We start from the raw sequence: 24,459 nt of genomic DNA on the forward strand, positions 1-24,459 counted from the left end.
GCGCTCATGCACCGCACTGGTGGTGGACGCCACTTCGCGGATCGACTCGTGAATCCGCTCGACAAAGCGGTTGAATGCCACCGCCAGCTCACCGAACTCATCCAGCGAGTTAACTTGCAAACGCTGGGTCAAGTCGCCCTCGCCTTGCGCGATATCGCCCATGGCGCGGCTCATCAGATGCAGTGGCTGCAACAGAAAGCGAATCAACAGCCCGAGCAGCAGCAAAATCGCCGCGACGCCAATCACCATCACCATCAACGCCGACAAACGGAACTCCTGCAGCGCGGCGTAGGCCTTGCTCTTGTCGACCGACAGGCCGACATACCAGCGCACCCCTTGCAGGCCTTGCACCGGAATAAAGGTGACCATACGCGCCGCACCATCGGCCGCCTGCACCTCTTGCAGGGCAGTGCTGAGCATGGGCTTGCCGCCAGGAAAGAGGTCTCCCAAACCTTTGAGCACCTGCTCGCGGTCCGAGTGAACCAGCACAGTGCCGTTGTCATCGACCAGGAAGGCATACCCCAGCCCGCCGAGATCCAGCGAGTCGAGAATAGTGTCGATGGTTTCCAGCTTCAGGTCGCCCCCCACCACCCCCGCCAGCGCGCCATCACGGCGGACTGCGCGGGTAATGGTGATCAACAAGCCATCACGCGGATCAGCCGCCAGGTAAGGCGCGGTCAGGCCGACGCCAGAACCCGCCTGGGCCATTTTGTACCAAGGGCGCTGACGTGGGTCATAGCCGGCCGGCAAGTCACTGGCGGGGTATTGGGTATAGGTGCCGTCCGCTTCACCGAGGTAGGCGTATAAAAATGAGGAAGCAATGCTGCGATGCTGAAGGCTCTTGTTGAGCGCGATAGCATCGCCGCTATCCTCCACGGTCTCGCCAAGCGCGTCGAGTAGCAGAACGCGGCCATTGAGCCAGTGCTGGATATTGCCTGCCGAGACATTGCCCATGTCACGCAGGTAGTTCTCAAGGTTTTCGCGGATGGCGTTACGTTGCATGTAGTCGTTGTACAAGGCGAATGAGGCAAAGGCCGCAATCACCACCAACGACGCAGCCAACATGATCTTGTGGCTGAATTTTAGGTTACGCATTAATACTCTCGTTTAGCGGGTCAGCAATAGGCATCCGGCTTTTTGTCCGGTAAGCCGACTATCGGCCCAAACCACAGGGGCTTTAGTTAAAAAGGCAGGTACCACTTACCCCAGGCAAGGCACAGCAGAGTGCCAGGCCATTGGCTCGCGTTGGCGGGGGCCGCAGCTGGAGCAAGGCGGCGGGGGATTAGGCCGTAAATCAACCCCACAGAATTCTCTAAATGCGTCTTAACGTGCTAGTGTCGCGACCTTTTAAGCATTCCAGTAGCGATCCGTCATGAACCACGCCCTCGCCCACCTCCAGCCCTACCCCTTTGAGAAGTTGCGCGCCCTGCTCGGCAGCGCCACTGCGCCGACCGGCAAAACCCCAATTGCCCTGTCCATTGGCGAGCCCAAACACCGCTCGCCGGCGTTTGTGGCCGCAGCGCTCAGCGCCAACCTTGACCTGCTCGCGGTGTACCCGACCACGCTGGGCGTTCCGGCGCTGCGCGAAGCCATTGCCGCCTGGTCCAGCCGCCGCTTCGGTTTGCCAGCCGGCGTACTCGACCCCGCGCGCCATGTACTGCCGGTCAATGGCACGCGTGAGGCGCTGTTCGCCTTTACCCAGGCAGTGGTGCAGCGTGATGTTGACGGTCTGGTGGTCAGCCCCAATCCGTTCTACCAAATCTATGAAGGCGCCGCCCTGCTCGCCGGCGCGCAGCCGCACTACCTGCCGTGCCTGGCAGAACATGGCTTCAACCCGGACTTCGACGCGGTCAGCGATGACGTCTGGCAGCGCTGCCAGATCCTCTTCCTCTGCTCGCCCGGCAACCCGACGGGCGCGCTGATTCCGCTCGAGACACTGAAAAAGCTGATCGCCCTGGCCGATAAATTCGACTTCGTCATCGCCGCCGACGAGTGCTACAGCGAGCTGTACTTCGATGAAGGCAACCCGCCTGCCGGCCTGCTGAGTGCCTGCGCCGAACTGGGCCGGCATGATTTTGCGCGCTGCGTGGTGTTCCACAGCCTGTCCAAGCGTTCCAACCTGCCAGGCCTACGTTCAGGCTTTGTCGCCGGCGACGCCGACATTCTGAAATCTTTCCTGCTGTACCGTACCTACCACGGCTGCGCGATGCCGGTACAAACCCAGCTGGCCAGCGTAGCCGCCTGGAGCGATGAAGAGCACGTTAAGGCCAACCGCGAGCTGTACCGCGAGAAGTTCGACGCAGTGCTGGCGATTCTTGACGGCGTATTGGATGTACAGCGCCCGGACGGCGGCTTCTACCTATGGGCCAGAACGCCGATAGACGATGAAACATTTACCCGCGAGCTGTTTGCTCGCGAGCATGTCACCGTAGTGCCCGGTTCCTACCTGTCACGCAGTGTCGATGGCCATAATCCAGGCGCGAACCGCGTGCGTATGGCGCTGGTCGCCCCACTGGCGGAGTGCGTGACAGCGGCAGAGCGTATTCGTGATTTTGTGAAGGGCCTCGACGCATGAGCAACACCCTGTTTGGCATCAAAGCCTGGGATGCCTAAGCGAAATCAATAAAGCCCTTTCACATCAAAGGCTTACGCAACAAAAAGCGCCCCGCAATGGGGCGCTTTTCACGACTTACCGGCCTAATTAAATCAAACACTTACGGTTGGGTTTTGGAGAGGATTTATCCACCATCCACTACTGCAACAGTATCTGCTTAATCCAACCAAAGCCCGCGCAAACACTGGCGCGCACCTTTGTGCTGTCTAAAAAGAAATCACCAGATAGCCGCGCTGCAGGCCAGTAACGACGCGATAGGCATAGGTAGTATTAGACAGCATTCCAGCCCCACCCCGGCCGTCCTGGCTACGTTCAACCACCACCCAAAGAATCATAATGCCGCTCGCAAGCGGCGCCCCTTATTCCTCTGTCGTCGGCGATGTCAGCATAGAGTCCAGCCAGCGCTCCAAGACCGCCGAACAACTCGGCACGCACTCTGGCCTCGGCTTCTGCTGCCGAGCTGAGCTGGGCAGTGATGGTATTGCCGGCTGCTCGGCTGCGGCGTTCGGTAAGATCGAGGCGCTGTTGCAGCCGCTCAAGAGCAGTGCCAGCACGAACAGCATCAGCGCGTGCCGCTTCCAGTTGTTGCTCAGCATCTTTCTGCACCTCTTCACTCGCCAGCATCCGGCGCTTGGTTTCCTGTAAAGCCGCCAGCGTCGTGCGACGATCGCGCTCGCTAACTTCGGTCTTATAGCTAGCCAGTGCTGTTACAGCGCCAGCAGCCTCAACCTGTGCAGTAGCAACCCGCAACTGCTGGGCGCCGGCAACCAGGCCCAGCGCCAGCACCCAGTACGCCCAGGCTGGCACCAGCTTCAGCCAGCCGGTCACCGGTACACCTCACGAATTGCAGCGGCGTAGTTGCGGGCCCACTTAGCGCGAAGCTCATCCTTTTGCTGCTGGGTGCCTCGGCTATGTGCACCAGGGCGCCAGGTGCGCAGGTAGAGCTGCCATGCGCCTTCAACATCATGCTCGGCTGGTAGCTTGAAGGGATCTGTCCACAGCAGCAGACGAGCCAAGGCGGCGGCCAGCACATCGTCATGCTCGATGGCGATATAAACCTGATCGTCATTTACCGGAGCAACGCCGCGGGCATCGGCCACAGCCAAGGCCAGAAACTCAGTCAGATGATGGCGAGCAATTCCATGGACCATGCCGCCGCCCTTCTCTGCCTGCCAAAAACTACGGGCCGGCCCCTTGATCTGTCGACGGTGAACAAAGCGGCTTTCTTGCAGCCCGATAGCCAGCAACATCACCTCCGCCTGCTGGCTAGACATTTTCGCCGGCAGCAGTGCAAGCGCTGGCTCAATCGCTGAGCGGCGTATTTCGGAAAGAGTCATACTTTTCTCCGGGCAACAAAAAGCCCGCACTGGGCGGGCTCTTTTAAATGGCTGATTGGCTACAGATAACTTTCCTCGGCGGCCGGCTCAGGCACGCATGCCGGCAGCTCGATCACTTCAAACCCTATCGGGATTGCGCTTTGTCCTTGGCTATAGCCGATGTACCAGCAGGTTATGGCGAAGATTGCGATGCAGGGGTAGAACACAACACGCGGCAGGATGAGGCTGGATTTCATGAGCAAGCTCCTTTTGCTAGGTGCTTAGCAGCATAGATCAGGTATTCGCTCTGTAAGAAATGACGCGGATCATTCCCGCAGCTCGTTTAATCGCGATATGGTTGGCCGATGAACTACCAGCCAAGCCTCGATGGGCTGCGCGCCATAGCCGCGCTCCTAGTACTCATGTTTCACGCAAAGGTGCCTGGCATGTCTGCAGGATTCGTGGGTGTGGATGTCTTCTTTGTACTGTCTGGCTTTCTGATTACGAAGCTGCTGATCGCCGAGCATGAGCGTACCGGCGCGATCGACTACACAGGCTTCACCGCCCGACGATTGCGCCGTCTATACCCTGCACTGATCCTCTTCCTGCTCGTTTACCTTGGCGCGGCACCATTCATATGGCCAGAGATACCCACTGAGAAACATGAGTGGGATGCCTTCATCGCTGGCTTCTACATGGGCGACTACGCCACCGCAACAGGTCGGCCAACAGCAGTGATAAGCCATCTTTGGTCACTTGGGATTGAAGAAAAGTTTTATCTGCTCTGGCCATTCACCGTGGCTATTGCAATGCGCCTGCGCCGTAGCCAGGCTCAGTTGCTTGTCGCTGCGATGTTTGTCGGCGTCACGCTATGGCGCGCGTATAACGTCGAAACGCTAGATCGCTACTGGCACGTCTACTTCCGCTTCGATACTCACTGCAGCGGCCTGTTGCTGGGGTCGCTGGCCGCGCTTACCTCGATTAGACCTCGGGCGATTTTTGGTTGGATCGGGCTGCTCGGCTTGATGGCCGTGCTCGTAATCTTTGACTGGAAAACACGAGCTACGGCAGCGGTCGGTATAAGCCTCGCCGAGATCTTCTCGCTAATGATCGTAATGGCGAGTCCTGCTTTTCTGGGGAAGGGAGTCCTGCCATGGCTAGGCAAAATGTCCTACGGTATCTACATATGGCACTACCTCTTCATCAAGTTTGGCCGAGAGTATGGCCTGCACTGGGCTGAGAACCTGATAATTGCCGGAATCGGCGGAATTGTATGCGCGGCCATCAGTTATTACGCCGTGGAGCAGTGGCTGAAAGCGCCGCGGCGCACACCTATTTCGAGTACACAGTGACTTCAATGTCATCGACATAGAAGTCGTTAGCCGTGCCCGAGGTTCTGCCCGATGCGTTGTAGAGTGCATCGATGCTTCTTGTACCAGGCGGAACAAGCACCGGGAATGATCGCGGCTGCCAATACCAGGGCCCTGGTGCCCCGCCGCCGCCAAGCGTCCAGGCAAACGGCGAGTAGTTGGTACTGATAGTTCCGGCCGACGCGTTGAGCATCCGCAGACCCATGCCGCCGGGGTCTTGGTCACTATAAGCCGATTGCTTCCAGCGGACCTTAGCCCACATAAGGCCGGAGTCCAACTCGGCGACCTGCAAGCCCTGCGCTAATAAACTGAGACGCTGGCGGCTCACCGACTGCACGAAGCTTCCGCCCGTGAAGTAGTAGGCACCATTAAATGGCCCTGGAGTGGCTTGCCGCACTGTCATGCCACCCAGCTCAACCGTCCAGCCAGAAGTATTGCCGGCCTCCGCGCCCGGGTTGGCCAGCGTCAGGCCGTAAGCTTTCAGTTCCCGCAGCTCATATCCGCCACTGAAAAGCGTGTTGCGGTCAGCAATGCTTAACGGTTGATTCTGAACCAGCACGTTAGCGATGACCGCAGTGGTGAAGCTGCCGCTGAATCCAGCACCACCTGCCGGCGGCCCTCCCACAACCAGAGCGCCGGCGGTAACACTCAGCGGCAAGTTATAGCTACCGAACAAGCGGCCATTGATCGAAACCTTGAGCTGCCCTTCCCCGTCGTGCTCCAGCACATAATCGTTGCGCACACCCTCGTAGCTCAAGTCGCTACTCCAAAGCGCAAGAAAGCCAGGTTCATCCGCAACCGCGTATGCCCCCTCGGTCGGGACAAAAATGCAGTTGGTAATAGGATGTATCGCAACGTCTTCGACATAAGAAGACGGGCCGAACCACTGGCCCGTGAGGTAAGTCGGATTGACTGAGGCATCGATACGCGAGTTGGTTGGGAGCGAAGTGATAGCCCCAACAATATCAATCTCCTGGATGTATCCGTTGACGGCACCACTTGTGCCGTAGAGAGCATTGCGTGTCACCATCATTTTGCCACTGCGCATAGCAATGCCTTGGATGCGGCGACCAATATCAAACCGCTTAAATTCCTGGCCGATGGTGAAAATTGAAGTACCCAGCAGTGAAGCCGGAATGACGTATGTAGCAATCCCGGTCTCTGTCGTGCTGAACAACGCTAACAGCAGATATTCCGCACCGGATACGGTCACGAACTCAATCGACCCTACATAGGGCGCAAGAGCGGTAGTGTCGTAGATATCAAGGATAACGGCGGCGCCGGAAGAGAAAGAGGCCTCAAGGTCAAGACGCAACAACTTATTCGTGTCGTAGTCGCTGGCCCACACGTCACCATTTGAGCGGCGCGCAAAAGTCGCAATATGCTGGTATGTCGACGTGCCAAAAGTAAACTCGCCTAAGAGGGCGCCGTCACTAAGACGCAACTTATAAACACGGCTTTCCGTATCATCTAGATGGACTGAAAAGGCTACTGTGTCCGCATCTAGAAATAACAAGGCCTGCGGTTTAGCTGTATAGCCGCCAGCCGAAAGCACCGGAGAACGGAACTCATAGCGCCAGCCTGGGCGCCCCACTATCTGCTCGCTGCCGCCGCAGATAACCGCAATGCCCCCCTCTGGAGCGGATCGAGGATCTAGCACATTTGCTATCTGGATACGCGGACTGGCTGTTACATCGTCAGTAACTAGACCGACAAGCACAGCCCGACTCGATGACAGTCGAGCTAGTGGCGCTCGCACCGATGCCGCCAAAGTTACCGGGCCATCAGCTCCCATCCAATAGGGCAGCCCCGCACCCTTGTAGCGAGCACCGTACCCATCCCCTCGAAACCCTCGGGCGTAACGTGCGGCGCTGATCCGGTTCGGCTCCAAGTCAGCAAGCCGTCGAGGTCTTGTTCGTCATATGTGAGTGGAAATATCAGCCGCTCTAAAACGGACGCCCCCCCAATGCGCATCTGCGCCGCAGCAATACCGGGAATCATGCTGCCACCGTCTGGCCGATCACGTCCCACACATCTGTAGCAACGCGCTTGAGGGTAACGCTCATGCGGTCAGTCATAACCAGGGTTCCTCCGCTCGGGGCGTTTAGGCTTACGCCTGCGCCTGCGCTTAGGATTAGATTCCCAGCGCCTGCTCGGCGAATGTGCACCTCGGTATCGGCGGCCCAGGCCACTGAGGATTGCGGCGCGACCGTGATGATCGAGGCTTCTGCATTGGCGGGGCGGATGTAAGCGCCCGCATCGGTCAGGCTAAGGGTGCGTGCGATTGTCGGCTCTGTTATTACGGGTGCCGGCGCGGCTAAAACGGCCAGGTCACCAGCACCGAGCAGGCTGCCCCCGTTAATGGTCTTGATGTTCGTGGCGCTGATCAGCGCGGCCTGCTTGCCCGCCACCACTGTATTCAGGTCGGTGATCTGCTTTTGCAGCTTGCCGACCGCGACCAATACGTTGTCGGTGCTTACTACCGGCGTTCCAGTCGCAAGGCTGAGGCCGCTTAGCACGGCAGCAAGAACGCGCGCGGCGGTGTGGTAGAGATTGCTGCTGCCCTCGCTCAAGCTGTCTGTGTCGACGTTAACGGTTGCGCCCGCCGCTATACCACCAAGCTTCGTCTTCTCAGTGTCGGTATAGGCATTGGTGTCCGGGTTGGCCTCATAGAGCGCTTTGACCTGTGCGGCCGTAACAGGGTCAGAGCTGCCTGCCTGCGCCACCCACTCGGTGTCGTTGTCGTCCCAGATGTAGCGCAGCACCGGATCACCCGCGCCGGAGTCGACGTTGGCCGAGCTACCAGGCGCAGCCGTGGGGTGTGCGGCCTGCAGCGCCGCCAGTGTCGGGTACTCACCTTTCCACAGACTGCCATCCAAGCTGGCCAGCTTGGCCTTTTCGGCTGGCGTGTAGTTTTCTTGGCTGAGGTCGTAGCCCGCCACCTTGTCGACTTTTAGTAACAGCCCCGCTGTTAGTGCTGGAGGCTGTACCGCTGTGTCAGCAAGCGCACCCTGCGCAGCTGTGCCGGCGCCTATATCGGCTGGCGCGGCCGGGATGAATGGTTTGCTGGCCAGGTCTGAGTAGCTTCCGCTGGAAGCAACCGCCGCGAGGTTGCCAGGCTGCACAGCAGAATCAGCTTTGGCACCTTGCGCGCTTGTAGCCTTGCTGTTTAGCGCGGCCTGTAAATCTGCCTGATCAGCCAGGGAACCGGTGATCCCGCCCCAGGTCGCGCCCGCAGCCGCGAAGCTCTCCAGCATCTCGGCAGTTACCGAGGCAGTGATCGTGCTACCAGATAGCCAGGTTTGCGCGGCTGTACACTCAAGGCCACGCGTTAGCGTGGCGGTGCCGCCCACGACAGCCGCGTCCACCACTTCAAATAGGTCACCAGCGCCGATGATGCACAGACGATAAGTGCCATCGGGCAAATCAAGCGCAGTTGATGTATCTGCCGCGCCGAGAGTGATCGGCCGCAGCCAGTTATTGATGTAGTTCATATCAGACCCATGTGCAGTAAAGGTCACGCAAGTGGCGCACCACTTGCCCGGTAATTGGGTTGTACGAGCCGAGCGCCCAACGGTCGCGATCAGCCTCTGGCCAGGTGCTTTGTCGGGTCTGGCTTCCAGCATCCATGCCGGTCGGATGCAGAGCTGGCCCCGTCCAATCCTCGGATGCCGGCAGGGCTGGGTCTCGCCTGATGCCCGGCAGATACGGCGCAATCAGCTTGTTGCTGAGCAACATAAAGCCAAGTGCGAACGTGCTGATTATCGGCGGCTCGGTCGGGGCTATCTCAATCGGCAGGTAGCCCGGCACAAAAAGCTCTATCGGTCCCGCAGTCTCAGTGCCAGTCCTGATCAGGTCGCCCTCAATGGTTAGGGTGCCTACCCTATCCGCGGACATGTTGTCGCCCGACAGCGTTACCACACTTACGATCACAAGATCGGCAGACCGCCCGCCCGCCAACACTGAGCGCGTTTCGGTCGTCGTGTAGCTCCCCGATCGACTGGTAACCCCGCCCGACCAAGACCCGTTTGTTGCAGACGCCTGCCTGTACTTAACCAGTTCGGCTGAGCCGTCCGGCTTGTACCAGGCCCAAATCACGCCCTCGTATGACTGCGACGACGTGTTGCTGCCTACCGGCCAGCGGGCGGCTACCGTCCAGTCTCGCGGGTCGCCAGGCGGGCCGTCTGCGAGAATGCCGGTGAAGTTCGGCACATCAGGGACGCGCGACACCCAAACCGCCATGGTTTGCGCGCGCTCCGCATCGAGGGAATCAAAGCCGTTTTCATAGCTGGCGGTTTTGTCGCTGTACTGCGCCAGTACGCTGAGCCCGACATCAAGCCCAAGGTCGCCGACGATAGCGGTTAGCTCGATAACCGAGCGGCCGAAAAGCTCACCCTGCCAACTGTTGGGCACCAGCAACAAAAGGCAGCGCCCGCCGCGTGAGGAGTTGTCCATGGCCGTTATGGTCACAGAGCTAACGTCTGCATCTGTCACGTTCAGGCCGAGCTGGGCGCGCGTATAAATCCGCTCAACAGCACCAACGCCTAGCACCTCAAGCCTTACGGTGAATGACGTTGCATTTGCGTTAGGGGTGAGATTGAACCGGCGCAGCAGCGTGCCGCGCCCGGGTACATACATGGGGTAGCGCTCTGCGTTACCGCCGCTTGTAGCGCCGCCGTACCATACAGCTGTAGTGCGCGCGCCATTGCTTTCCGTGCTGCGAATGATGGCCTTGCTGAGCCACTGCTCATCCGGGTTTTCGCTGGCTACACCTGGTGGCGGCATGCCGATATCCCAGAGGTAAGTCCAGTGGTCGGTGGGCCTTTTCACTGTCATCGTGGCGCCGCTGGGGAGGCGTAGCACACCGGTTGCGGCGCCAAACGTCGGCGACTCGATGCGCCCATGCCAGGGCCAGCCCCAGTTCACAATCTCGGGGTCGACTGGGCTGTTAGGAAAGGCCATTGGCGAACTCCAGCACGACCTCAGCGTTACCCGCATCGACCATCTCAATCCGCCGCACGCTGCGCCAGCTCACCCAGGCGAGACCGTCCGTGGTGGGCAGCAGCACGGGGTCGTAATACGTGCGCTGGGTTGCATCTGGCTCAGTCAGCGGGCTAGCAATGCCGCCACCGCCGCCGGTTGGCTTCGGGTTTGGCGTATCGGTGCCGGGGCTGGTTTGTGCCGGCAGCGGGCCGCGCGGGCTGATTGTTCTCAGGGTTTTGCGCGCCTTAGGCTGAACCACGACTGAGTTGATTTCATCCACCTGGCTCTTGCCAGTGCGGCGCTCGATCATCGCGGCGCCACCGGCACGGCGTTCGGCGGCATTAGCAGCCCCGCTGCCTTGGCGGTTGGCGGCATTGGCAGCGCCTGGTGCCCGGCGCCGTTGCTCGTTGGTCATATCAAAGCTCCAGCTGATCGTTGGGGATGGCCACCCGGTAAGTCGCGCTCACGTCGCGTTGCAGCTCGTCGCGGTACAGCGCATCAATCTCAACGCTGCGCACTTTGAAGCGGCGCGGGAAGTCTTCGGCGGTCAAGTCATCCTTGGCCGTCCAGTTGCCGGCAAAGCCCAGGCGCTCATCGTCATACGCCGGCACCGCTCCCCCGCTGATTGGGTTGTTCAGCCGGCCGCCCAACTGAGTGGGCAGCGAGCCGCCCGAGGCAGGGATCGGTGGCAGCGTTGTATCGGGCGCCGCCGGAACGGTGAGCGGGTCATTCACGCCGCCACCGCGCATCACTGCGATGCTGAGCGTGGTGTTAGCGCGCCCAGCGGCCAGGTCAATGTTGTGCTGGATGCGGCGGCACTTGCCGGTGGCCTTGGCGGTGTCGTCCAGGCGCAGGGTGTGCGTGAGGTCGACGCCCAAGGCCATGTCGGTTTTCGTTTTCCAGCTAACCGTGGTGCCACGGTGGGCGCTGACCAGCGTGGCCTTGCCCTGGCTGAGCATGCAATTCAGGAAGCTGACTCGGCGGCTTTCATCGTTCAGGTCTTCCAGGCTGCTGTTGCCAACCGGCGTGGCGGCCTGCCAGTCATCCGCGCGGCTGTCTTCCACTTCAAAGCTCACCGCCTGGCGGGTGATCACTGGGGTGGTCAGGTTGCCGGCGGTCATGGTGATGCTGTAACGCTCGGTAATCGACTGCGCCCAGCGCTGCGCACCGGAGGCGGTGACCGAAAGGAAAAGATCGCCAAAGGTATTGATCCACGGCACTTCGTCGCCGCAGGGGTTGGGCATGCTTGGTGGCAGCGTAGTCCCGCCCGGGCGGCCGATCATGGTCAGGCCGGCGCCGGATATTTCACTCGCGACCATATCCGCGCTGGGCAGGTCGGTGGTCCAGGTACGCCAGGCGCAGAACGCGCCAATGCCACCAGAGCCGCCTGTTTGTGGATGCGACCAGCCAAACTGAACATTGTGCTGATACAGGCGCGGGTAGCGGTAGCTGGCCTCAATCTCGACCGTGTTGCTGATCGCGCCCAGGGGCTGCAGGTCGATCTGCACGCTTTTATACAGCGTGGTGCCGGGGCCGAACACGAAGGCCGGCGTGGTGGCGTACCAGCTGGTTGTGCGCAGTTCACCGGTGGCGGAGCAGTCCAGCGAAGCGGTTACGGTGCTCAGCAGTTCCTCGGCGTACTCCCAGCGGCTGCGGCCTTCCAGCGGCTCGAAGGCATCCGCCGACCAGTTGCCCGGGATCAGCGCGTTGATCTGCTCGATCGTCAGCGCCTCAACCCGATCTTGGCGTTGGTCGCTGCACTCGCAGCTCAGAATGCGCGTGGTGCTGTCCCATGCGGGCATCTCCAGCGCGCCGGTATACAGGCGGGCTGTGGTCACCACGCCGTCACGGTTTCGGCTGATGTAATCCAGCTCAACCGGCTTGCCCGTCCATTCCGGCGGCACCACAGGGCCAGGCGGCAGCAGCAGGCTAAACCCGGCCACGCCAGCGGCGCCTTCTTCCCGGTCGATATCGATCAGGCCCGTCAGCAGGTGAGTCAGGTCGACCCCACCCACCAGCAAGCGCACGCGCCACACAAACGAGATACCGCGCACCACATAAACCGGCTCGGGCACAGGCGCAGCGCTTGCGCCGGCGCTGCCCAGCGGTGCGGAGCCCAGTGGGCTGAAACCGATAAGCATTAGGCTTCTTCCCAGCTGATGGACCACGACTGAAAGCCACCGGCTTGGCTCTTAACCGGCCGGCTGCAAAACACCGAATACACCGGCCACCACCACACCTGGTACAGCGTTGCGCCAGGCACGGCGGTTACCGTAGCAACGCCATCAACGGTGACAACCGCAGCATCCACCCACTGCTCACCGACCAGGGCAAACGCCCACGGGGCATCGTCCGGGCGCGGCGTGCTGGTGAGGGTGAACACCAGGCCGGCCTGCTGCATATTGCTGGCTTGCGTGCTGCGCAGCTCAAGCGGACCGGTGTAATCCAGGCCATCAAGGCCCGGCGGCATCCAGCCTTGTGCACTGATGGTGCCGCCGGCCTTTTCCCAGTGGGTTTGCTTGACCAGAGCACCATCACTCATGCGGTCCTGCGAAGATCCGCCGATGGGCTGCACGGTCAAATCCGGGGCGCCAGCATGCAGCACAATCGGCACACCGCCGAGCATGAGGGGTACGGACATTGGGGGAACTCCAGGCATTAAAAAGCCAGTGCTGGGCGGGCTGTTATCTTTTGCGGCCGTGCTTCATGGCCAGGCGTTGCAGGTTGAGTGCTTCGCCGGGGCTGGCGTACACGTTCACACTCTCACCACCCAGCTCAAAGGCCACGCGGCCAAGGTCGGGGAAGTTGGGGGCGGAGTTTGCAAGCACTTCGGTCATTAGAGGGTCGACGCCGGCAGAGCGCGAGGCAAGCAGGCGCGAGGCGGTTGCCGTCAATACTTGCTCGCCGCCCTGGAAGTTCACCAGCTCAGGGCCGCGCTCGCCTACCCACGCGTAACCCGGCGGGGCATTGTTGGTGCCTGTAGCAAAGCCGGGCAATGGCGCAACCTGCTCACCTCCCGCTGAGATAACGGGCTGAATAACAAGCAGCTTGGCAATATCGGCTGCAAGCTGTTGCATGCGGGCCTTGACCTGCTCGACGTTGGTTTCGTCGATCTGAACCTCGATGTTGACCACCTTCAATGCTTCGGCCTGCTTGGCCAAGTCATTTATGCGGGCTGATACCGCGGCAACATCCTTCTCGACGCTGACCTCATCCAGCTTAGATGCCTCAACAGCAATTCGGCCAAGCTCATCAGCCATACCTGCCAGGCCGTAAGTGTTCTGGCCTGACTGCTGAATGCCCTTGATGATTTCGCCGGCTTGGCGAGCCTGCTCGATGGCCAGCTTGTTATCGCCGCGCTGCTTGGCTTGGCGCGCTGCAATCAGCGCATCTTGAGCGGCTGCATATGTCGGCTCACTTGAGCCACCGCCAGCACGAATCTCCGAGGCCAACAGATTGAACTCACGCTCAATGCTGAGGGTATTCTCGCGCGCCTTGGCTAGGCGTTTATTCTCGGCCTCAAGCAGTTTGAGCTGCGAGTCCATGTCCTTCTTTAGATCGGCCAGGCCTGACTTGCGCGCATCAGCCACCAGCTTGTTGGCGCTCATGTCGCCGGCAACCCGCAGGCGATGACGTTCTTGTTCGCGGGCAATAAAGTCCTCGTATACCTCGCCCATGCTTTCCGCCCAGTCCTTAAGTGCGGCAATCTCGTCGTACTTGATACCTGCAATATCGGCGGCGGCTTTCTGCTCATCAGCCAGGCGGCGAATGTCTTTGTCAACCTGCTCTTTCTCGATGGCGTCGAGCTGTAACTGGTAGGTCTTGGCGGCGCTGGCGATTTCATCCAGCGCTTTCTTGCCGGTCAAACCGAGCGCGCCGAGGCCTTTATCGGCGGCCGCAAAAAACAGAGAAGCCTGTGGAGTGAGGCGCGCCACTTCCTTTAGCAGTCGGGCGATATTCTCGATTGGCTTTTCGCCGGAAGATAAACCATTGGCCGCCGCCGCTGCCTCGCTCATTGACTTAGCCGCCCGAGCCGAGGCTCCAGTCAGGCGATCAAAAGCACCCACCATATCGAGCGCGGCATTTTCGAGTTGCTGAGCCGATGTGCCTATCATTAGGCCAAATTCCTCGGCCTCCTTGGTCAGCTGTGGCAGCTGCTGGATTAGAGCGTTAGCCACAACATCGGCCGTCAACTGCCCGGCCTTTGCCATGTCACGCAGCGCACCAACTGGCACGCCAAGGCTGGCGGCGAGGGCCTGCATAAGGCGCGGGGCCGCCTCTGCAATACTGTTGAATTCATCACCGCGCAGCGCGCCAGCGCCAAGAGCCTGGGCAAACTGTGTGATTGCGCCTTCAGATTCAGCCGCCGATGCTCCTGAGATTCGAAGCGACTTTGTAACCGCCTCAACCACCTGAGAGATTTCTGCCTGGCTGCGGCCCGCCTCTCGCAGTGATGGAGCGAGGCGCGCATACAGCTGAGTGACAGCGCCCAGCGCTGCGCCGTTTTCGTTGGCGATACGACGCACATCGGCCGAAGCCTTGTTGAATTCCACTTGAGACTTTGTGGCCAGCTTCAGTCGCGCGTCGATCTGCTTGGCCTGGTCGGCAAGGCTCGCGTACTGGACCGCAGCCCCCTTAAGGACAGACACGCCGATCAAGCCCTTTAACGCTACGGCAGCCGAGTTGACGCGCTTGTTCATTTCGCTCAGCGAGTTATTAACTTCGGTGAAAGCCGCGCGGGTTTTGTTCTCGCCACTGATGACCAGCTGAGCCTCTGCCTTGCGAGCCATTACTCGTACCCCTTCATTATTTTCTTAAAGGCCTTGGCGTCAGCCTGCGCGGCACGCGCGGCAACCATGGCGTTGCGCATGCTCTCGCGGGCTTGCTTATCGATGGCGGCGAGATAAATCTCGACCTGGGGAAGCGTGTAATTGCCAATGGCTACATGCCCGGCGCTGATTAAGCGTTGGGCGACATCGCCCCAGCCAGCGCCCTGACCATCATTGGCAGGGCGTCTGCGAAAAAACCGGAATTCACCCGCACAACGTCAGCCAACAACGACACCGAAACGGTCGATGGTAAGCGGCGGATCTGCCAGCGAGTCAGGCTTGTGGTCACCCGTAACAGCTTGCGAATGGCAGCGCTGTTGCTTTCACCGTAGCGGTTGATTTGCTCAATGCTGGCGGTATCCAGCAGCGCAACGAATCCGCCCGCGACCTTCCCGTACAACTCAAAGTCGCGCAGCTTCACTGGATAAATGAGGGCGCGCTTGCCGCGCAGCAGAACCGGCACTGGTTCAGGGAACAGAATCTCAAGCTCTGACATATAAACTCCGGGCAATAAAAAACCCGCCGTAGCGGGTTTTTGTGGGTTCTCTGGCCTATCGACCTAGGGCGCCAAGGAAGGCCATCGCGAAGAAGCCGATCACACCCAATATCAAAAGCGCAGGTATAGCAGCCAGGGCCCACTTGATCATGAATACAACCATAGAGCCGAAGCTCATACTAACGTCCAGCACAACTACCGGCTGCGCGCCCTTGTACTCAACCAGCGCGCCGCGTACAGCGGGAGACAGCGCGTTGGCCGCCTGCATCTTCGCAGCAGCATCAGCGGCTGCCTGCTGCTGCAATTGCTGCTCGCGGGTGCGCCTCAGTTCAATGGCCTTCTGGTAGAAGATTCCGCACTCAGGACAGCGTGATGGGTCTGGCTGATTGCCGGCTAGCGGTATATGGCTGCACTCTGGACACTGCATAACGGACTCCCTCCCAGTTGATAAGGGAGGGACTTTAGCACGCCGCTCTTAGGTGATCACGTCCATGTCAATCTTGAAGAACTGCGACTTGCCGGCGGCGACGATACTGGTATCAATCAGCACTTCGCCGGTAATTTCCAGTGCGCCGAAGTCGTCACCGATAAAGCCCAGGCCCTGCGCGGCACCGATCTTGGCCTTGTATACGGTCACGGTCACGGTCTTGCCGGTGGCCGCTTCGTTGAGGCCCGAGAAGACCATCTCGAAAGTCTGCGCGCCCGAGGTCAACGCCTCGATGGTGGCCACGTCCGACACGGTGCTTGTGGTGCCGAACAGGACCATGGCCATGTTCTCAGGGCTGAGGTCATGCAGGGTGGCCGTGAACTCAACCGACTCAATGCGGTTCACCTGGGCATAAGTACCGCCGCCGGCTGTGCGGTAGTTCGGCTGCTTGATGATGTTCTCGTTGATGTTGAATTGCAGGCTGCTGACGTTGCCCACGTCGCGGGCATCGAGGGTTACAACACCCTTACCCATGTATGCATAGTTGGCCATTTGAGGTTTTCTCCAGACGAAAAAAACCCGCACATGGCGGGCTTGGGTGTTGGTTTGGGGTTAGTAGGTTTCGACGTATCGAAGCGTTACGTTGACGACCACGGTGCGGTAGGTGCTGCCGTCGTTATCGGGGTCGTACTCGGTCGACTCTTCGCTCAGCCAGCCGCTCGCAAGGGGGCGGATCATGGGCAACGGGTCAGCGCCGATGGTTTTGATGATGTCGTGATGCAGGTGCTGCAAATCTTGCAGCGTGGCGGTGCGCGGCAGCACGCCCTCAATCTGGTAGCTGGCGGCGCGGATAAACTTGCCGGCGCGCTCATCCTCTTTGTCATCGCCTGTGATTCGCATCAGCAGAAAGGGCAATGGCGCTTTGTCGGGCTTGTTTTTGCCGAAGCCATACACACCCGCTATCTCGGTATGAAAGCCGGCAGCTTGCTTGATGGCATCAAGGCGCACTTCCAGCGCTTCGGAAAGCTCAGTACCTCTGGTCATCGTGGCCCCTTGTCGATTTCTTTCTGTAGGCGCTTGGCGAACTCAGCCTGTAAATAATCGCTGGTCCATTTGATTGTTTGGGTCGTGGCGAGCTGCTTAAACCAATAAGCGGTACTCGGGCCGCGCGCCAGTTGCAGGGCGCGCTTGTAGGCGTAGGTCTTGCCCCTTGCCGTGGTCTTGCTGCTACGGGTAGAGAGCGGCAGCTTTTGACTGCTGGACGGGTTTACAAAGCCGGCGGCAATCTTCCTGCCACGCGGGCCGCGTACCCATATACGCGCGCGGGTGGCGTCGATTACGTCAAAGCCCCAGGTGCGGTAATTAGCAACTAGCACGCCGGAGCTACTGGGGATAATGCGTGCATCCATTCGGCCACGGCGGGCACGTTTAACCTTGAGCGCAGCACGAACCCGCTGCGGCCTTATCGACTGCGCAAGCGGATTAACAAAGCGCTCTGTGCGCGTCTTGGTGGCCGTTGTGTTGAGTGCGCCCCTTAATACCGGGTCAACCTTCTTGGCCTGCGCCTCAAGCTGCTTCTGCGCCTGCTTTAGGCCCAGCACCTTGATGGTGACATTCATCAGACCACCTCAAGCCACAGGCCACGAACCACCCCGTCGTCGCTGTCGCGGGCGTAGGCGATGACGTTGTAAAGGGTGCCGGCAATCATTAGCTGATCACCTTCTTCTGGCCGGCCTACTTCGATCACGGCCACCTCGGCGCGGGTCTTGTAGTCGGTCACCTGGCCTAGATCGTCCAGATACGGCGCTTGATGGCTAAGGTGTACGCGGCATTCAACCGGCACACCCGACTGCGGGCGGTACTCGGCGCACTGACCAACCAGCTCGGCGCAGCTCATGACCATTTCGGCCTTGGTGCCCATGGGGTCACGCGGGGCGCTGGCGATGTACAGTAGGCGGTTACCGTTGCGCAGGTAGCGGCCTTGTTGCAGCTCATTGGTGTAGCGGGCGCGTACTTCGACCAAGCCGGTAGAGCGCAGGCCGGCCGGCGCTGCTACGTCGCCGGCATCCTTGGCGCGGATGCTGACCCAGCGGGCGCCGTGCTCAACCGGGCATAGGTCAGCGGATAGGCTGAGGATGGTGGCGCGGTGGCGCAAATTCCCGGCGCGCATCAGATGTTCATCCAGCGATGGGGCTGCCACAGCGCATGAGTGGCAAAGGGCAGTTCAGCGGTGATGGTGCCGATTACTACGCTTTCAGCGTTGGCGTACCAGTGGCCGATGAGCATGAGTGCGCCTTGCTGGATGCTTTTGCTGATGACCAGGGCGTTGCCGATTGGCTCCGGCAATGAGGCTTCGTCCGCAACCAGCTTACGGTTGGTCCAGACTTCGAAGGCGCTGATGGCACCGTCGATGTAGCCCTGGATCATTGTGTCCTCGTCGTCGTGCTCGACGCGCAGGTGCGCCTTCACGGCGGCAAGGGCAATCATTTTTTAGGCTCTGGGGCGGGCTTTTCTTTTTTAGCCGGCGCTCCTGCCAGTGTTGCAACTTTGAGCTGCTCGACCGCAACAACGGCGCAGCGCTCGGAGACTTCTTGCTCGCCCAGTTCGATTTGCACAACGGTGTTGCCGTCGGGCGAAAACGGGAACGCTTGGGTGACGTTAATTTTTGGCATGTTAATGGCCTCAGCAAGGGCCAGCCGTAGCTGGCCCTATCAGGGTTAGGCGCTCAGGGTGAGCACTTTCACGGCGTTGGAGTCGGTCAACATGCCGCCTACGCGCTTGGTGGTGTAGAAACCCACGTTCGGCTTGTTGGTGTAGGGGTCGCGCAGTACGCGAGTGCCGATTCGGTCAACGATGGTGTATGCGCGGCGGAAGTCGCCGAACAGCACCGCGTTGGCATCTGCAGCCACTGCTGGCATGTCTTCGTTCTCGGTCACGCCGTAGCCCAGCAGGCTGGACGGCTGGCCGGCTTCGATGCCTGGGCGCCAGATGTAGTTGCCTTCCAGGTCCTTCATGGTGCGGATCTTGAACAGGGTCATGTTCGGCAGCATCCAGCTTGCGCCGGCGCGGTGACCTTTGCGCAGGGTGTAAACCAGCTTCACCAGGTCGTCGGTGTCGAAGTCACCGGCAGTGCCCGATTTGATGTTCTGGATGGTGCCGAAGGCGCGAACATCATCGGCGGTCAGGGCCATGGTGTATGCCAGCAGGCCTTTTGGTTTGTTGGTGCCGTTGCCGGTGAGGAACGCCAAGCCTTCCTGCTCGGAGAACTCACGGGCGACTTCGGCATTCAGCCAGCCTTCAGCATCGAAGAACATGTCGTCGAGGCTGGTTTGGGTGGCCTGCGGGTTGGCGTAAATCTCACCCATGACGGCGCTGATTTGCGCCAAGGTTGGGGTGCCGGTTGCTGGGCGGGCGTCAGTCTCACCAACCCAGCCAGAGCCCGCGCCACCCAGGTTCACCAGCTTCTTGTAATCCGGGGTGGACACGGTGATCTGGCTGCACACTTGGCGCATGGGCGACTCGTCGCGCAGCAGCTCAAGGATGGCGCGGTCAAGTTCTTCCGGTACGGCATAGCCGCCGTCAGCTTCAACGGTGGTCTGCAGGGCCTTGGCTTGCAGTTCGCCCAGGCCGTCGTCCTTGCCTTTACGCACGAACTGCATGAATGCAGCTTTATGCTCAGACACCACTTTGTCGGCGTTGCCACCTGGGCGCTTGATGCCGGCCAGCTCTTTTTCAAGCTCGGACTTGAGGGCGTCCAGCTCGGTCAGTTTGCCGTTAAGGGCTTCAACCTGGCCGGACAGCTTGCCTTTTTCGGCTTCCAGGGCATCAACGCGCTTGTCGTTGGCGCCCTTGAACTCATCAAACTTCTTGCCGAGTGCTTCGGCAACGTCTTGCACGTCTTTCAATTCAACAGCCATGAGAGGCTCCTTACATTTTGGCGATTAGGGATTTCAGGGTTTGCAGCGCTTCGTCTGCGCCCGCCTCTCGCGGGGTGATGGCGCTATAGCCTTTGGCCATGAATGCCTTGGCTTGTGTGCCGGAAAACCCAACCTCTCGAAGGGCCTTCTCGACCTTGCTGGGGGGCGGTGTTTCACCGCGCTCCAGCAGGGATTTCACGTCAGAAATACGGGCTTCATCGTTGGCCGGGAACGTCACCAGCGAGACTTCCCAAAGGTCGATGGCCTTGAGAATCCAGATGCCCTTTTCTTTGTCGTATTCGTAGTCATCGAGCATGTAGCCGATGGATAGCCCGGACAGGCTGCCGGCCTTCATGTGGCCGTGGGCGCGCTTGGCAAGCGGGTCGGCATCAATGAGCAGGCGACCTTTGACGTAGAGGCCGGTTTCGTCCTCACGCATCTCGGTGTAAACACCGATCGGCTCGCTCATGTTGTGCTGCCACAGCAGGGCCGGCAGCCGGCCTTTGGCTGCCCAGCGCTCAAGGCTTGCGGTGAACGCGCCGCGCACAACCACGTCGCCGTAGCTGTCTTCGACGCCAAACACAGAGCCGTAGCCTTCGAACTCGCCAGTGTCACTGACCGATTTAACGGTCATCGGCATATCAAGGCGCTGTTTTGTCTTCATTCCCGGCCTCCGGGTTGGTGGTCATGTTCATGGGGTCAGGTAGATGTCGCCACCATCGCGCGGGTTGAGGTCTTCCAGTTCGCGGCAATCGTTGGGGCTGAGGATTCCCCATTGAATGCCCTTGCCGTAGGACTCATAGCGGCCTTTGATGTCGCCGCGCAGCAGCGCGCCGGCATTGAACTTGGCGTAGTGGGTAAGGCGGTCTTTCTCGCTCAGCAACCCAACCTGAATGCGATGCTCGATACGGGTGAGCAGCGGCACCAGGCTGTAGTTCACGAAGCTCATGCCCATGTGCTCGATGTTGTTGAGCGTCATCTTTTCCATGCTGGCCACCAGGTGGGGCGGCACCCGGAACAGCCCGCAGATTTGGGCGTCTGTCAGCTTGCGCGATTCGATGAATTGCGAGTCTTGAGCATTGAGGCTGATCGGTTTCCAGTTCAGGCCCATCTCAAGAATCATTGGCTTGTAGGCATTGGCCACGCCCATGTGCTCGCCTTGAAACTCTGTCTTAAGGCGCTTGAATGCTTCGTCTGTTAGCTGCTGTTCGGTAGCCAGTACGCCAGAGGTGACTGCGCCATTGGTGAACAGCTTGGCGGCGTGTTGCTCCATTGCCTGGCCAAGACCCAGCGCCTGGCGGGCGTAGGCGATGGGGTTCAGGCCGTTGAGGCCGTCTAGGGTAAACAGCCGCACGTGCCAGATTTCATCTTGGGTTAGCGTGCGAACGCCATCCTTGAACGTAACCTGGTACTCAACCGTCCAGTCGTCGTTAAGCTTGGGCTTTACGTTGGCTGGGTTGATTGGCAGCAGCTCAACCACGTTACCCAGCGCCATGACCTTGTAGGCGTAGAAGTTGCCGCGCAGGCACAGGCAGGCAATCAGCAGCTCCCACATTTCCTGGGCGGTCATGTAGCCGTTAGGTGCGACGGACAGCAGCGGGTAAAGCCGGTGGCCGGTGGCGCCTGAGCGCTCGCGGCCGACTTGCTGAAACAGCCGACAAGGCAGCATGCCAACCGACTCAGCCAGCACCCGAACGCAGTTAAATACAGTGAGCTGCTGCATGGCGCTGTTGGTGGTGACTACTTGCCCGCTGTGGGTTTCGTATTCAACGCCAAGGGCGCGGGCCAGCTTTTCGGGCGTGTCGATGATCTGCGGATCACTTTTCGCCCACAGCCGGCCGAGGCTTTTGAGTATTCCCATCAGAGCGTCCTGATTCCGTGTTTCACGATGTGGTCAGAAAGCCCTGGGGCTTCTTCTTCTCTGCCCGCAATTGCCCGACTGATGGCCATGATCAAGCCGACGATGCCGTCGATCTTGTTCTCTGGCCGTTCTTTGTTGGGGTAGATGTTGTCTTTTACGTCTAGCTTGGCGATCACGTTGCTGGCCATCCATGTGAGGATTGGGCAGTCACCGTGGGCCAGCACGCGGCGCAGGGTGAGCGCTTCAAGCTCTTTCATGGGTTCGCTGATGTTCTGCACCGTCTGGCGTACTTCGACCATCAACAGCCCTTCGGCTTGCATTTCCTGCGCAAGCTGGGTGGCCTGCCAGGGGTCATAGGCGACTTGCTGCACATCGAAGCGACCGGCGAACTCGCGCAGATCCTCTTTGATGACTTCGAAGTCGATCACTTCCCCATCGGTGAGGGTCAGCAGGCCCAGGGCGTCAAACTCGCGGTAGCGGGCGGTGTTGCTGTCCAGTTCCTCGATCACGCGCACTTCGGGCAGGTAGTACCGGCCGTGGACGTGCCAGAGCGGGTCGCCCTCAACCGGCGGGAACAGCAGCAGGTTGCCGGCGATGTCGATCTTGCTGGCCAGGTCGAGGCCGATGATGCATGGCCTGCCCTCAAGCTCTGCGAGCGATTTGCGGGTCGAGGCTTCTTTCCAGCGCAGCATGTTGAGCCAGGCGTTTTTGGCGCCCACCCACTCGTTGAGGTGCTTGGTGCGGAACGTGGCCTGCTTGGCGGCGCTCTGCATGGCGTCACGCTGGCGGGCCTGCAGAAAGTCGCCGTTGATGCTGATGCCGTAGTTCGGGTTGGCCTTGATCAGTACCGATTCGCTGGTCCAGTCGTCGCCGGGGTCAATCGTGTAGAGCATGGCCCACAGGTCGGGGCGCTCAATGGCACCTTCGAGCATGCGCTCGGAGTCCCTGACCAGTTGGTGGCAGGGGCCGCCGATGCTCGACCCTGCCGTGGTGATGACCAGCATGACGGGCTGCTCGCGGGCGCCCATGCCGGTTTCCATGGTGTCAAACAGGGTTGAGTCTTGGTGTTCGTGAAATTCGTCAACGATGGCGCAGCTTGGGCTGGAGCCATCACCGGGCTTGCCGATCACCGGCTCAAAGCGTGAGCCATCGGTAAGGCGGCACATGTTGGAGGCGTTGACCTCGACGCCGTAGTGGTCGCGCAGCGCGGGGGTGCGGTCAACCATGAGTTTGGCCGGGCGGAACACCTCCCAGGCTTGTTTCTCGGTGGTCGCGCCGCTGTAGACCTCCGCGCCGAACTCGCCGTCAGCGGTGAACATGTACAGGCCCAGGCCGCCGCCGATGATCGACTTGCCGTTTTTGCGCGGCACGAAAATCAGGATGGTGCGGTAGCGCCGGGTTTTGTCTTTCTTGCGCAGCCACCCAAACGGGATGCACACGCTGAATAGCTGCCAACCTTCAAGCTTGATGGTCTCGCGCTTGCTGGCCCATTTGCCTTTGGTGTGCGGCAGTAGCTGCAGGAACTTGGCAACGCGCTCGGCCTTGGCTGGGTCGAACACATAGGGGAAGTCGGCCGACTTGGAGCGCTTTACGTCATCGAGGTGGCGCTGGCAGGCCAGCTTGATCCACTTGCAGGCCGGGATCTTCCCGCTGATCACCTGGCGTGCGTAGGCCTCCGCTGCTTTTACCAGCGGATAGGTTTTCTTGGCGGCCATTACAGGTCATCGAATGGGTTGCCCTTGGGGGCGTCTTTCTTGCCGCCGACCTTGGCGCGGTCGGCCGGGGTCATGCCGAACTTTCCCAGTAGGGCTTCAAGGCGCACCAACTTGGCGGCCGGGAAGTCAATCGGATTAAGCCGGAACTGAGCCAGCAGGTTTGCGGCCAGCTCAAGGGCTAGCCGGTCAGAAGCGGTGAGCACTTCCAGCGGTGCTGACTTCTCGATTTCCTTCCAGGCCTTGAGCACTTCGCCGTCGATATGGGCGGGCGCTTTGCCAAGCGGGCCGGCAGTCGGAGCGTCAGTGCGCGCTCGCTCGGGGTGTTTTTTAAATGCGCCACGGGCGTCGAGCACGTTGGTCGGCGTCCTTGGTCTGCTCATTTTTGAAAACCATTATTTTGGAGACGTAAGAAAAAGGTTCCCCCCGTCGTTCGGGAAGGCGTTTTTGCCCTACTTTTGACCCTCCCCCTCCCCTAGAGCCCGCTACCTGTTTTCCGGCTTAAAAAAATAAGATTTTAATAAATCTATAAAACCGTCAAACAGTTGGCACCGAAGGGGAAAGGCCGACCCGCTCACCGATGCGGTTGTGGCATGGCCTGCACAGCGGCCTGACGTTGTGCCAGTCCAGGCCCAGCTCAGGGTGAGTCTTGTAAGGCTTGATGTGGTCGAGGATCACAGCGGCCGTCACACGGTCATGCTTGGTGCACTCGACACACAGAGGATGCAGGCGCAGGTAATAGACGCGGAAGCGGGTCCAGCGCGTTGTCTTGTAGAACTCATCAGACTCATCACGCCGTTTGTTGTACTGCTTGTGGGCGCGCTTCAGCTGCTCTGTCCTGCGCTCATCGGCCAATGGCTTGTGAGTCAGGCAGTGGCTCACACCACGCACCAACACACTGCAGCCAGGCCATGCGCATGGCTTGGGTGGCTTG

Annotated in this window: 26 protein-coding genes and 1 pseudogene; 2 read left to right on the plus strand and 25 right to left on the minus strand. The window is 60.1% G+C overall.

Annotated features, from left to right (window positions below):
- Positions 1-57 precede the first annotated feature (57 nt).
- Positions 58-1,095 (minus strand): annotated as a pseudogene (locus ACEPAJ_RS15460) (HAMP domain-containing protein); the annotation flags it as partial.
- Between the two features lie 277 nt (positions 1,096-1,372).
- Between ACEPAJ_RS15460 and dapC the strand changes: the two are divergent.
- Positions 1,373-2,575 carry a succinyldiaminopimelate transaminase gene (dapC, locus tag ACEPAJ_RS15465; protein ID WP_425915898.1) on the plus strand — a complete coding sequence of 401 codons (1,203 nt, stop codon included), beginning with the start codon at positions 1,373-1,375 and terminating at the stop codon, positions 2,573-2,575.
- Between the two features lie 351 nt (positions 2,576-2,926).
- Here dapC and ACEPAJ_RS15470 read toward each other — a convergent pair whose 3' ends face one another.
- From ACEPAJ_RS15470 to ACEPAJ_RS15480, 3 genes are read right to left on the minus strand one after another with little or no spacing between them, the layout of a single operon-like run.
- Positions 2,927-3,442 (minus strand): DUF2514 family protein, encoded by a 516-nt coding sequence (locus tag ACEPAJ_RS15470; protein ID WP_425915900.1) that lies wholly within the window; start codon positions 3,440-3,442, stop codon positions 2,927-2,929.
- A complete protein-coding gene (locus ACEPAJ_RS15475; RefSeq protein ID WP_425915902.1) occupies positions 3,439-3,951 on the minus strand; it encodes a hypothetical protein in 513 nt (170 codons plus the stop codon). The genes ACEPAJ_RS15470 and ACEPAJ_RS15475 overlap by 4 nt, the downstream gene beginning before the upstream one ends.
- A 59-nt stretch (positions 3,952-4,010) precedes the next feature.
- Positions 4,011-4,187: a hypothetical protein gene (locus ACEPAJ_RS15480; protein ID WP_425915904.1), complete on the minus strand. Its 177-nt coding sequence runs from the start codon at positions 4,185-4,187 to the stop codon at positions 4,011-4,013.
- A gap of 108 nt (positions 4,188-4,295) precedes the next feature.
- Between ACEPAJ_RS15480 and ACEPAJ_RS15485 the strand changes: the two genes are divergently transcribed.
- Positions 4,296-5,282, plus strand: a complete 987-nt coding sequence (locus tag ACEPAJ_RS15485; RefSeq protein ID WP_425915906.1) for an acyltransferase family protein — start codon at positions 4,296-4,298, stop codon at positions 5,280-5,282.
- On the opposite strand, the gene ACEPAJ_RS15490 is transcribed toward ACEPAJ_RS15485, so the two are convergent.
- The 21 genes from ACEPAJ_RS15490 to ACEPAJ_RS15590 all read right to left on the minus strand — a co-directional run bounded on the left by ACEPAJ_RS15490 (position 5,263) and on the right by ACEPAJ_RS15590 (position 24,407).
- Complete coding sequence (locus ACEPAJ_RS15490; protein WP_425915908.1) at positions 5,263-7,020, minus strand: hypothetical protein; 1,758 nt, start codon at positions 7,018-7,020, stop codon at positions 5,263-5,265. The genes ACEPAJ_RS15485 and ACEPAJ_RS15490 overlap by 20 nt on opposite strands.
- 277 nt (positions 7,021-7,297) lie before the next feature.
- Positions 7,298-8,794: a hypothetical protein gene (locus ACEPAJ_RS15495; RefSeq protein WP_425915910.1), complete on the minus strand. Its 1,497-nt coding sequence runs from the start codon at positions 8,792-8,794 to the stop codon at positions 7,298-7,300.
- 1 nt (position 8,795) lies between these two features.
- Positions 8,796-10,262 carry a hypothetical protein gene (locus tag ACEPAJ_RS15500; protein ID WP_425915912.1) on the minus strand — a complete coding sequence of 489 codons (1,467 nt, stop codon included), beginning with the start codon at positions 10,260-10,262 and terminating at the stop codon, positions 8,796-8,798.
- Entirely contained in the window at positions 10,249-10,698 is a 450-nt protein-coding gene (locus tag ACEPAJ_RS15505) for a hypothetical protein (RefSeq protein ID WP_425915914.1), read from the minus strand. The genes ACEPAJ_RS15500 and ACEPAJ_RS15505 overlap by 14 nt, the downstream gene beginning before the upstream one ends.
- A 1-nt stretch (position 10,699) precedes the next feature.
- Positions 10,700-12,424 (minus strand): hypothetical protein, encoded by a 1,725-nt coding sequence (locus tag ACEPAJ_RS15510; RefSeq protein WP_425915916.1) that lies wholly within the window; start codon positions 12,422-12,424, stop codon positions 10,700-10,702.
- Positions 12,424-12,924 (minus strand): hypothetical protein, encoded by a 501-nt coding sequence (locus ACEPAJ_RS15515; RefSeq protein WP_425915918.1) that lies wholly within the window; start codon positions 12,922-12,924, stop codon positions 12,424-12,426. The genes ACEPAJ_RS15510 and ACEPAJ_RS15515 overlap by 1 nt, the downstream gene beginning before the upstream one ends.
- Positions 12,925-12,967: 43 nt before the next feature.
- Positions 12,968-15,073 (minus strand): tape measure protein, encoded by a 2,106-nt coding sequence (locus ACEPAJ_RS15520; RefSeq protein ID WP_425915920.1) that lies wholly within the window; start codon positions 15,071-15,073, stop codon positions 12,968-12,970.
- Between the two features lie 169 nt (positions 15,074-15,242).
- On the minus strand, positions 15,243-15,608 hold the full coding sequence (locus tag ACEPAJ_RS15525; RefSeq protein WP_425915922.1) for a hypothetical protein: 366 nt from the start codon (positions 15,606-15,608) through the stop codon (positions 15,243-15,245).
- 55 nt (positions 15,609-15,663) lie between these two features.
- A complete protein-coding gene (locus ACEPAJ_RS15530) occupies positions 15,664-16,035 on the minus strand; it encodes a hypothetical protein (RefSeq protein WP_425915924.1) in 372 nt (123 codons plus the stop codon).
- A gap of 48 nt (positions 16,036-16,083) precedes the next feature.
- On the minus strand, positions 16,084-16,587 hold the full coding sequence (locus ACEPAJ_RS15535; RefSeq protein ID WP_425915926.1) for a hypothetical protein: 504 nt from the start codon (positions 16,585-16,587) through the stop codon (positions 16,084-16,086).
- Between the two features lie 60 nt (positions 16,588-16,647).
- Positions 16,648-17,079 (minus strand): hypothetical protein, encoded by a 432-nt coding sequence (locus ACEPAJ_RS15540; RefSeq protein ID WP_425915928.1) that lies wholly within the window; start codon positions 17,077-17,079, stop codon positions 16,648-16,650.
- The gene (locus ACEPAJ_RS15545) at positions 17,076-17,654 is read right to left on the minus strand and encodes a hypothetical protein (RefSeq protein ID WP_425915930.1); all 579 of its coding nucleotides are present in this window, start codon (positions 17,652-17,654) and stop codon (positions 17,076-17,078) included. The genes ACEPAJ_RS15540 and ACEPAJ_RS15545 overlap by 4 nt, the downstream gene beginning before the upstream one ends.
- Positions 17,654-18,205, minus strand: a complete 552-nt coding sequence (locus ACEPAJ_RS15550; RefSeq protein ID WP_425915932.1) for a head-tail joining protein — start codon at positions 18,203-18,205, stop codon at positions 17,654-17,656. The genes ACEPAJ_RS15545 and ACEPAJ_RS15550 overlap by 1 nt, the downstream gene beginning before the upstream one ends.
- Positions 18,205-18,522, minus strand: coding sequence for a head-tail connector protein (locus tag ACEPAJ_RS15555; RefSeq protein WP_425915934.1), 318 nt, complete (start codon positions 18,520-18,522; stop codon positions 18,205-18,207). The genes ACEPAJ_RS15550 and ACEPAJ_RS15555 overlap by 1 nt, the downstream gene beginning before the upstream one ends.
- Positions 18,519-18,707 (minus strand): hypothetical protein, encoded by a 189-nt coding sequence (locus tag ACEPAJ_RS15560; RefSeq protein WP_298187813.1) that lies wholly within the window; start codon positions 18,705-18,707, stop codon positions 18,519-18,521. Before ACEPAJ_RS15560 ends, ACEPAJ_RS15555 begins: the two co-directional genes overlap by 4 nt.
- Before the next feature lie 45 nt (positions 18,708-18,752).
- Positions 18,753-19,952 (minus strand): phage major capsid protein, encoded by a 1,200-nt coding sequence (locus ACEPAJ_RS15565; protein WP_298187811.1) that lies wholly within the window; start codon positions 19,950-19,952, stop codon positions 18,753-18,755.
- Positions 19,953-19,962: 10 nt separating this feature from the next.
- Positions 19,963-20,616: an HK97 family phage prohead protease gene (locus ACEPAJ_RS15570; protein WP_425915937.1), complete on the minus strand. Its 654-nt coding sequence runs from the start codon at positions 20,614-20,616 to the stop codon at positions 19,963-19,965.
- A gap of 27 nt (positions 20,617-20,643) precedes the next feature.
- Complete coding sequence (locus ACEPAJ_RS15575) at positions 20,644-21,813, minus strand: phage portal protein (RefSeq protein ID WP_425915939.1); 1,170 nt, start codon at positions 21,811-21,813, stop codon at positions 20,644-20,646.
- On the minus strand, positions 21,813-23,528 hold the full coding sequence (locus tag ACEPAJ_RS15580; RefSeq protein WP_425915941.1) for a terminase large subunit: 1,716 nt from the start codon (positions 23,526-23,528) through the stop codon (positions 21,813-21,815). Before ACEPAJ_RS15580 ends, ACEPAJ_RS15575 begins: the two co-directional genes overlap by 1 nt.
- Entirely contained in the window at positions 23,528-23,908 is a 381-nt protein-coding gene (locus ACEPAJ_RS15585; protein WP_425915943.1) for a hypothetical protein, read from the minus strand. Before ACEPAJ_RS15585 ends, ACEPAJ_RS15580 begins: the two co-directional genes overlap by 1 nt.
- A gap of 154 nt (positions 23,909-24,062) precedes the next feature.
- Positions 24,063-24,407: an HNH endonuclease gene (locus ACEPAJ_RS15590; protein ID WP_425915945.1), complete on the minus strand. Its 345-nt coding sequence runs from the start codon at positions 24,405-24,407 to the stop codon at positions 24,063-24,065.
- Positions 24,408-24,459: the final 52 nt, after the last annotated feature.

Source organism: Pseudomonas sp. GWSMS-1 (assembly GCF_049847425.1).
Taxonomy (GTDB): domain Bacteria; phylum Pseudomonadota; class Gammaproteobacteria; order Pseudomonadales; family Pseudomonadaceae; genus Aquipseudomonas.

What these genes read in the sequence shown, in the direction of transcription:
- ACEPAJ_RS15535 (WP_425915926.1), bottom strand. Translation starts at nt 16,587, where the DNA reads ATGGCCAACTATGCATACATGGGTAAGGGTGTTGTAACCCTCGATGCC.
- ACEPAJ_RS15530 (WP_425915924.1), bottom strand. Translation starts at nt 16,035, where the DNA reads ATGCAGTGTCCAGAGTGCAGCCATATACCGCTAGCCGGCAATCAGCCA.
- ACEPAJ_RS15510 (WP_425915916.1), bottom strand. Translation starts at nt 12,424, where the DNA reads ATGCTTATCGGTTTCAGCCCACTGGGCTCCGCACCGCTGGGCAGCGCC.
- ACEPAJ_RS15555 (WP_425915934.1), bottom strand. Translation starts at nt 18,522, where the DNA reads ATGATTGCCCTTGCCGCCGTGAAGGCGCACCTGCGCGTCGAGCACGAC.
- ACEPAJ_RS15500 (WP_425915912.1), bottom strand. Translation starts at nt 10,262, where the DNA reads ATGGCCTTTCCTAACAGCCCAGTCGACCCCGAGATTGTGAACTGGGGC.
- ACEPAJ_RS15495 (WP_425915910.1), bottom strand. Translation starts at nt 8,794, where the DNA reads ATGAACTACATCAATAACTGGCTGCGGCCGATCACTCTCGGCGCGGCA.
- ACEPAJ_RS15505 (WP_425915914.1), bottom strand. Translation starts at nt 10,698, where the DNA reads ATGACCAACGAGCAACGGCGCCGGGCACCAGGCGCTGCCAATGCCGCC.
- ACEPAJ_RS15585 (WP_425915943.1), bottom strand. Translation starts at nt 23,908, where the DNA reads ATGAGCAGACCAAGGACGCCGACCAACGTGCTCGACGCCCGTGGCGCA.
- ACEPAJ_RS15575 (WP_425915939.1), bottom strand. Translation starts at nt 21,813, where the DNA reads ATGGGAATACTCAAAAGCCTCGGCCGGCTGTGGGCGAAAAGTGATCCG.
- ACEPAJ_RS15525 (WP_425915922.1), bottom strand. Translation starts at nt 15,608, where the DNA reads ATGTCAGAGCTTGAGATTCTGTTCCCTGAACCAGTGCCGGTTCTGCTG.
- ACEPAJ_RS15540 (WP_425915928.1), bottom strand. Translation starts at nt 17,079, where the DNA reads ATGACCAGAGGTACTGAGCTTTCCGAAGCGCTGGAAGTGCGCCTTGAT.
- ACEPAJ_RS15580 (WP_425915941.1), bottom strand. Translation starts at nt 23,528, where the DNA reads ATGGCCGCCAAGAAAACCTATCCGCTGGTAAAAGCAGCGGAGGCCTAC.
- ACEPAJ_RS15570 (WP_425915937.1), bottom strand. Translation starts at nt 20,616, where the DNA reads ATGAAGACAAAACAGCGCCTTGATATGCCGATGACCGTTAAATCGGTC.
- ACEPAJ_RS15550 (WP_425915932.1), bottom strand. Translation starts at nt 18,205, where the DNA reads ATGCGCGCCGGGAATTTGCGCCACCGCGCCACCATCCTCAGCCTATCC.
- ACEPAJ_RS15485 (WP_425915906.1), top strand. Translation starts at nt 4,296, where the DNA reads ATGAACTACCAGCCAAGCCTCGATGGGCTGCGCGCCATAGCCGCGCTC.
- ACEPAJ_RS15515 (WP_425915918.1), bottom strand. Translation starts at nt 12,924, where the DNA reads ATGTCCGTACCCCTCATGCTCGGCGGTGTGCCGATTGTGCTGCATGCT.
- ACEPAJ_RS15565 (WP_298187811.1), bottom strand. Translation starts at nt 19,952, where the DNA reads ATGGCTGTTGAATTGAAAGACGTGCAAGACGTTGCCGAAGCACTCGGC.
- ACEPAJ_RS15520 (WP_425915920.1), bottom strand. Translation starts at nt 15,073, where the DNA reads ATGGCTCGCAAGGCAGAGGCTCAGCTGGTCATCAGTGGCGAGAACAAA.
- ACEPAJ_RS15545 (WP_425915930.1), bottom strand. Translation starts at nt 17,654, where the DNA reads ATGAATGTCACCATCAAGGTGCTGGGCCTAAAGCAGGCGCAGAAGCAG.
- dapC (WP_425915898.1), top strand. Translation starts at nt 1,373, where the DNA reads ATGAACCACGCCCTCGCCCACCTCCAGCCCTACCCCTTTGAGAAGTTG.
- ACEPAJ_RS15560 (WP_298187813.1), bottom strand. Translation starts at nt 18,707, where the DNA reads ATGCCAAAAATTAACGTCACCCAAGCGTTCCCGTTTTCGCCCGACGGC.
- ACEPAJ_RS15480 (WP_425915904.1), bottom strand. Translation starts at nt 4,187, where the DNA reads ATGAAATCCAGCCTCATCCTGCCGCGTGTTGTGTTCTACCCCTGCATC.
- ACEPAJ_RS15475 (WP_425915902.1), bottom strand. Translation starts at nt 3,951, where the DNA reads ATGACTCTTTCCGAAATACGCCGCTCAGCGATTGAGCCAGCGCTTGCA.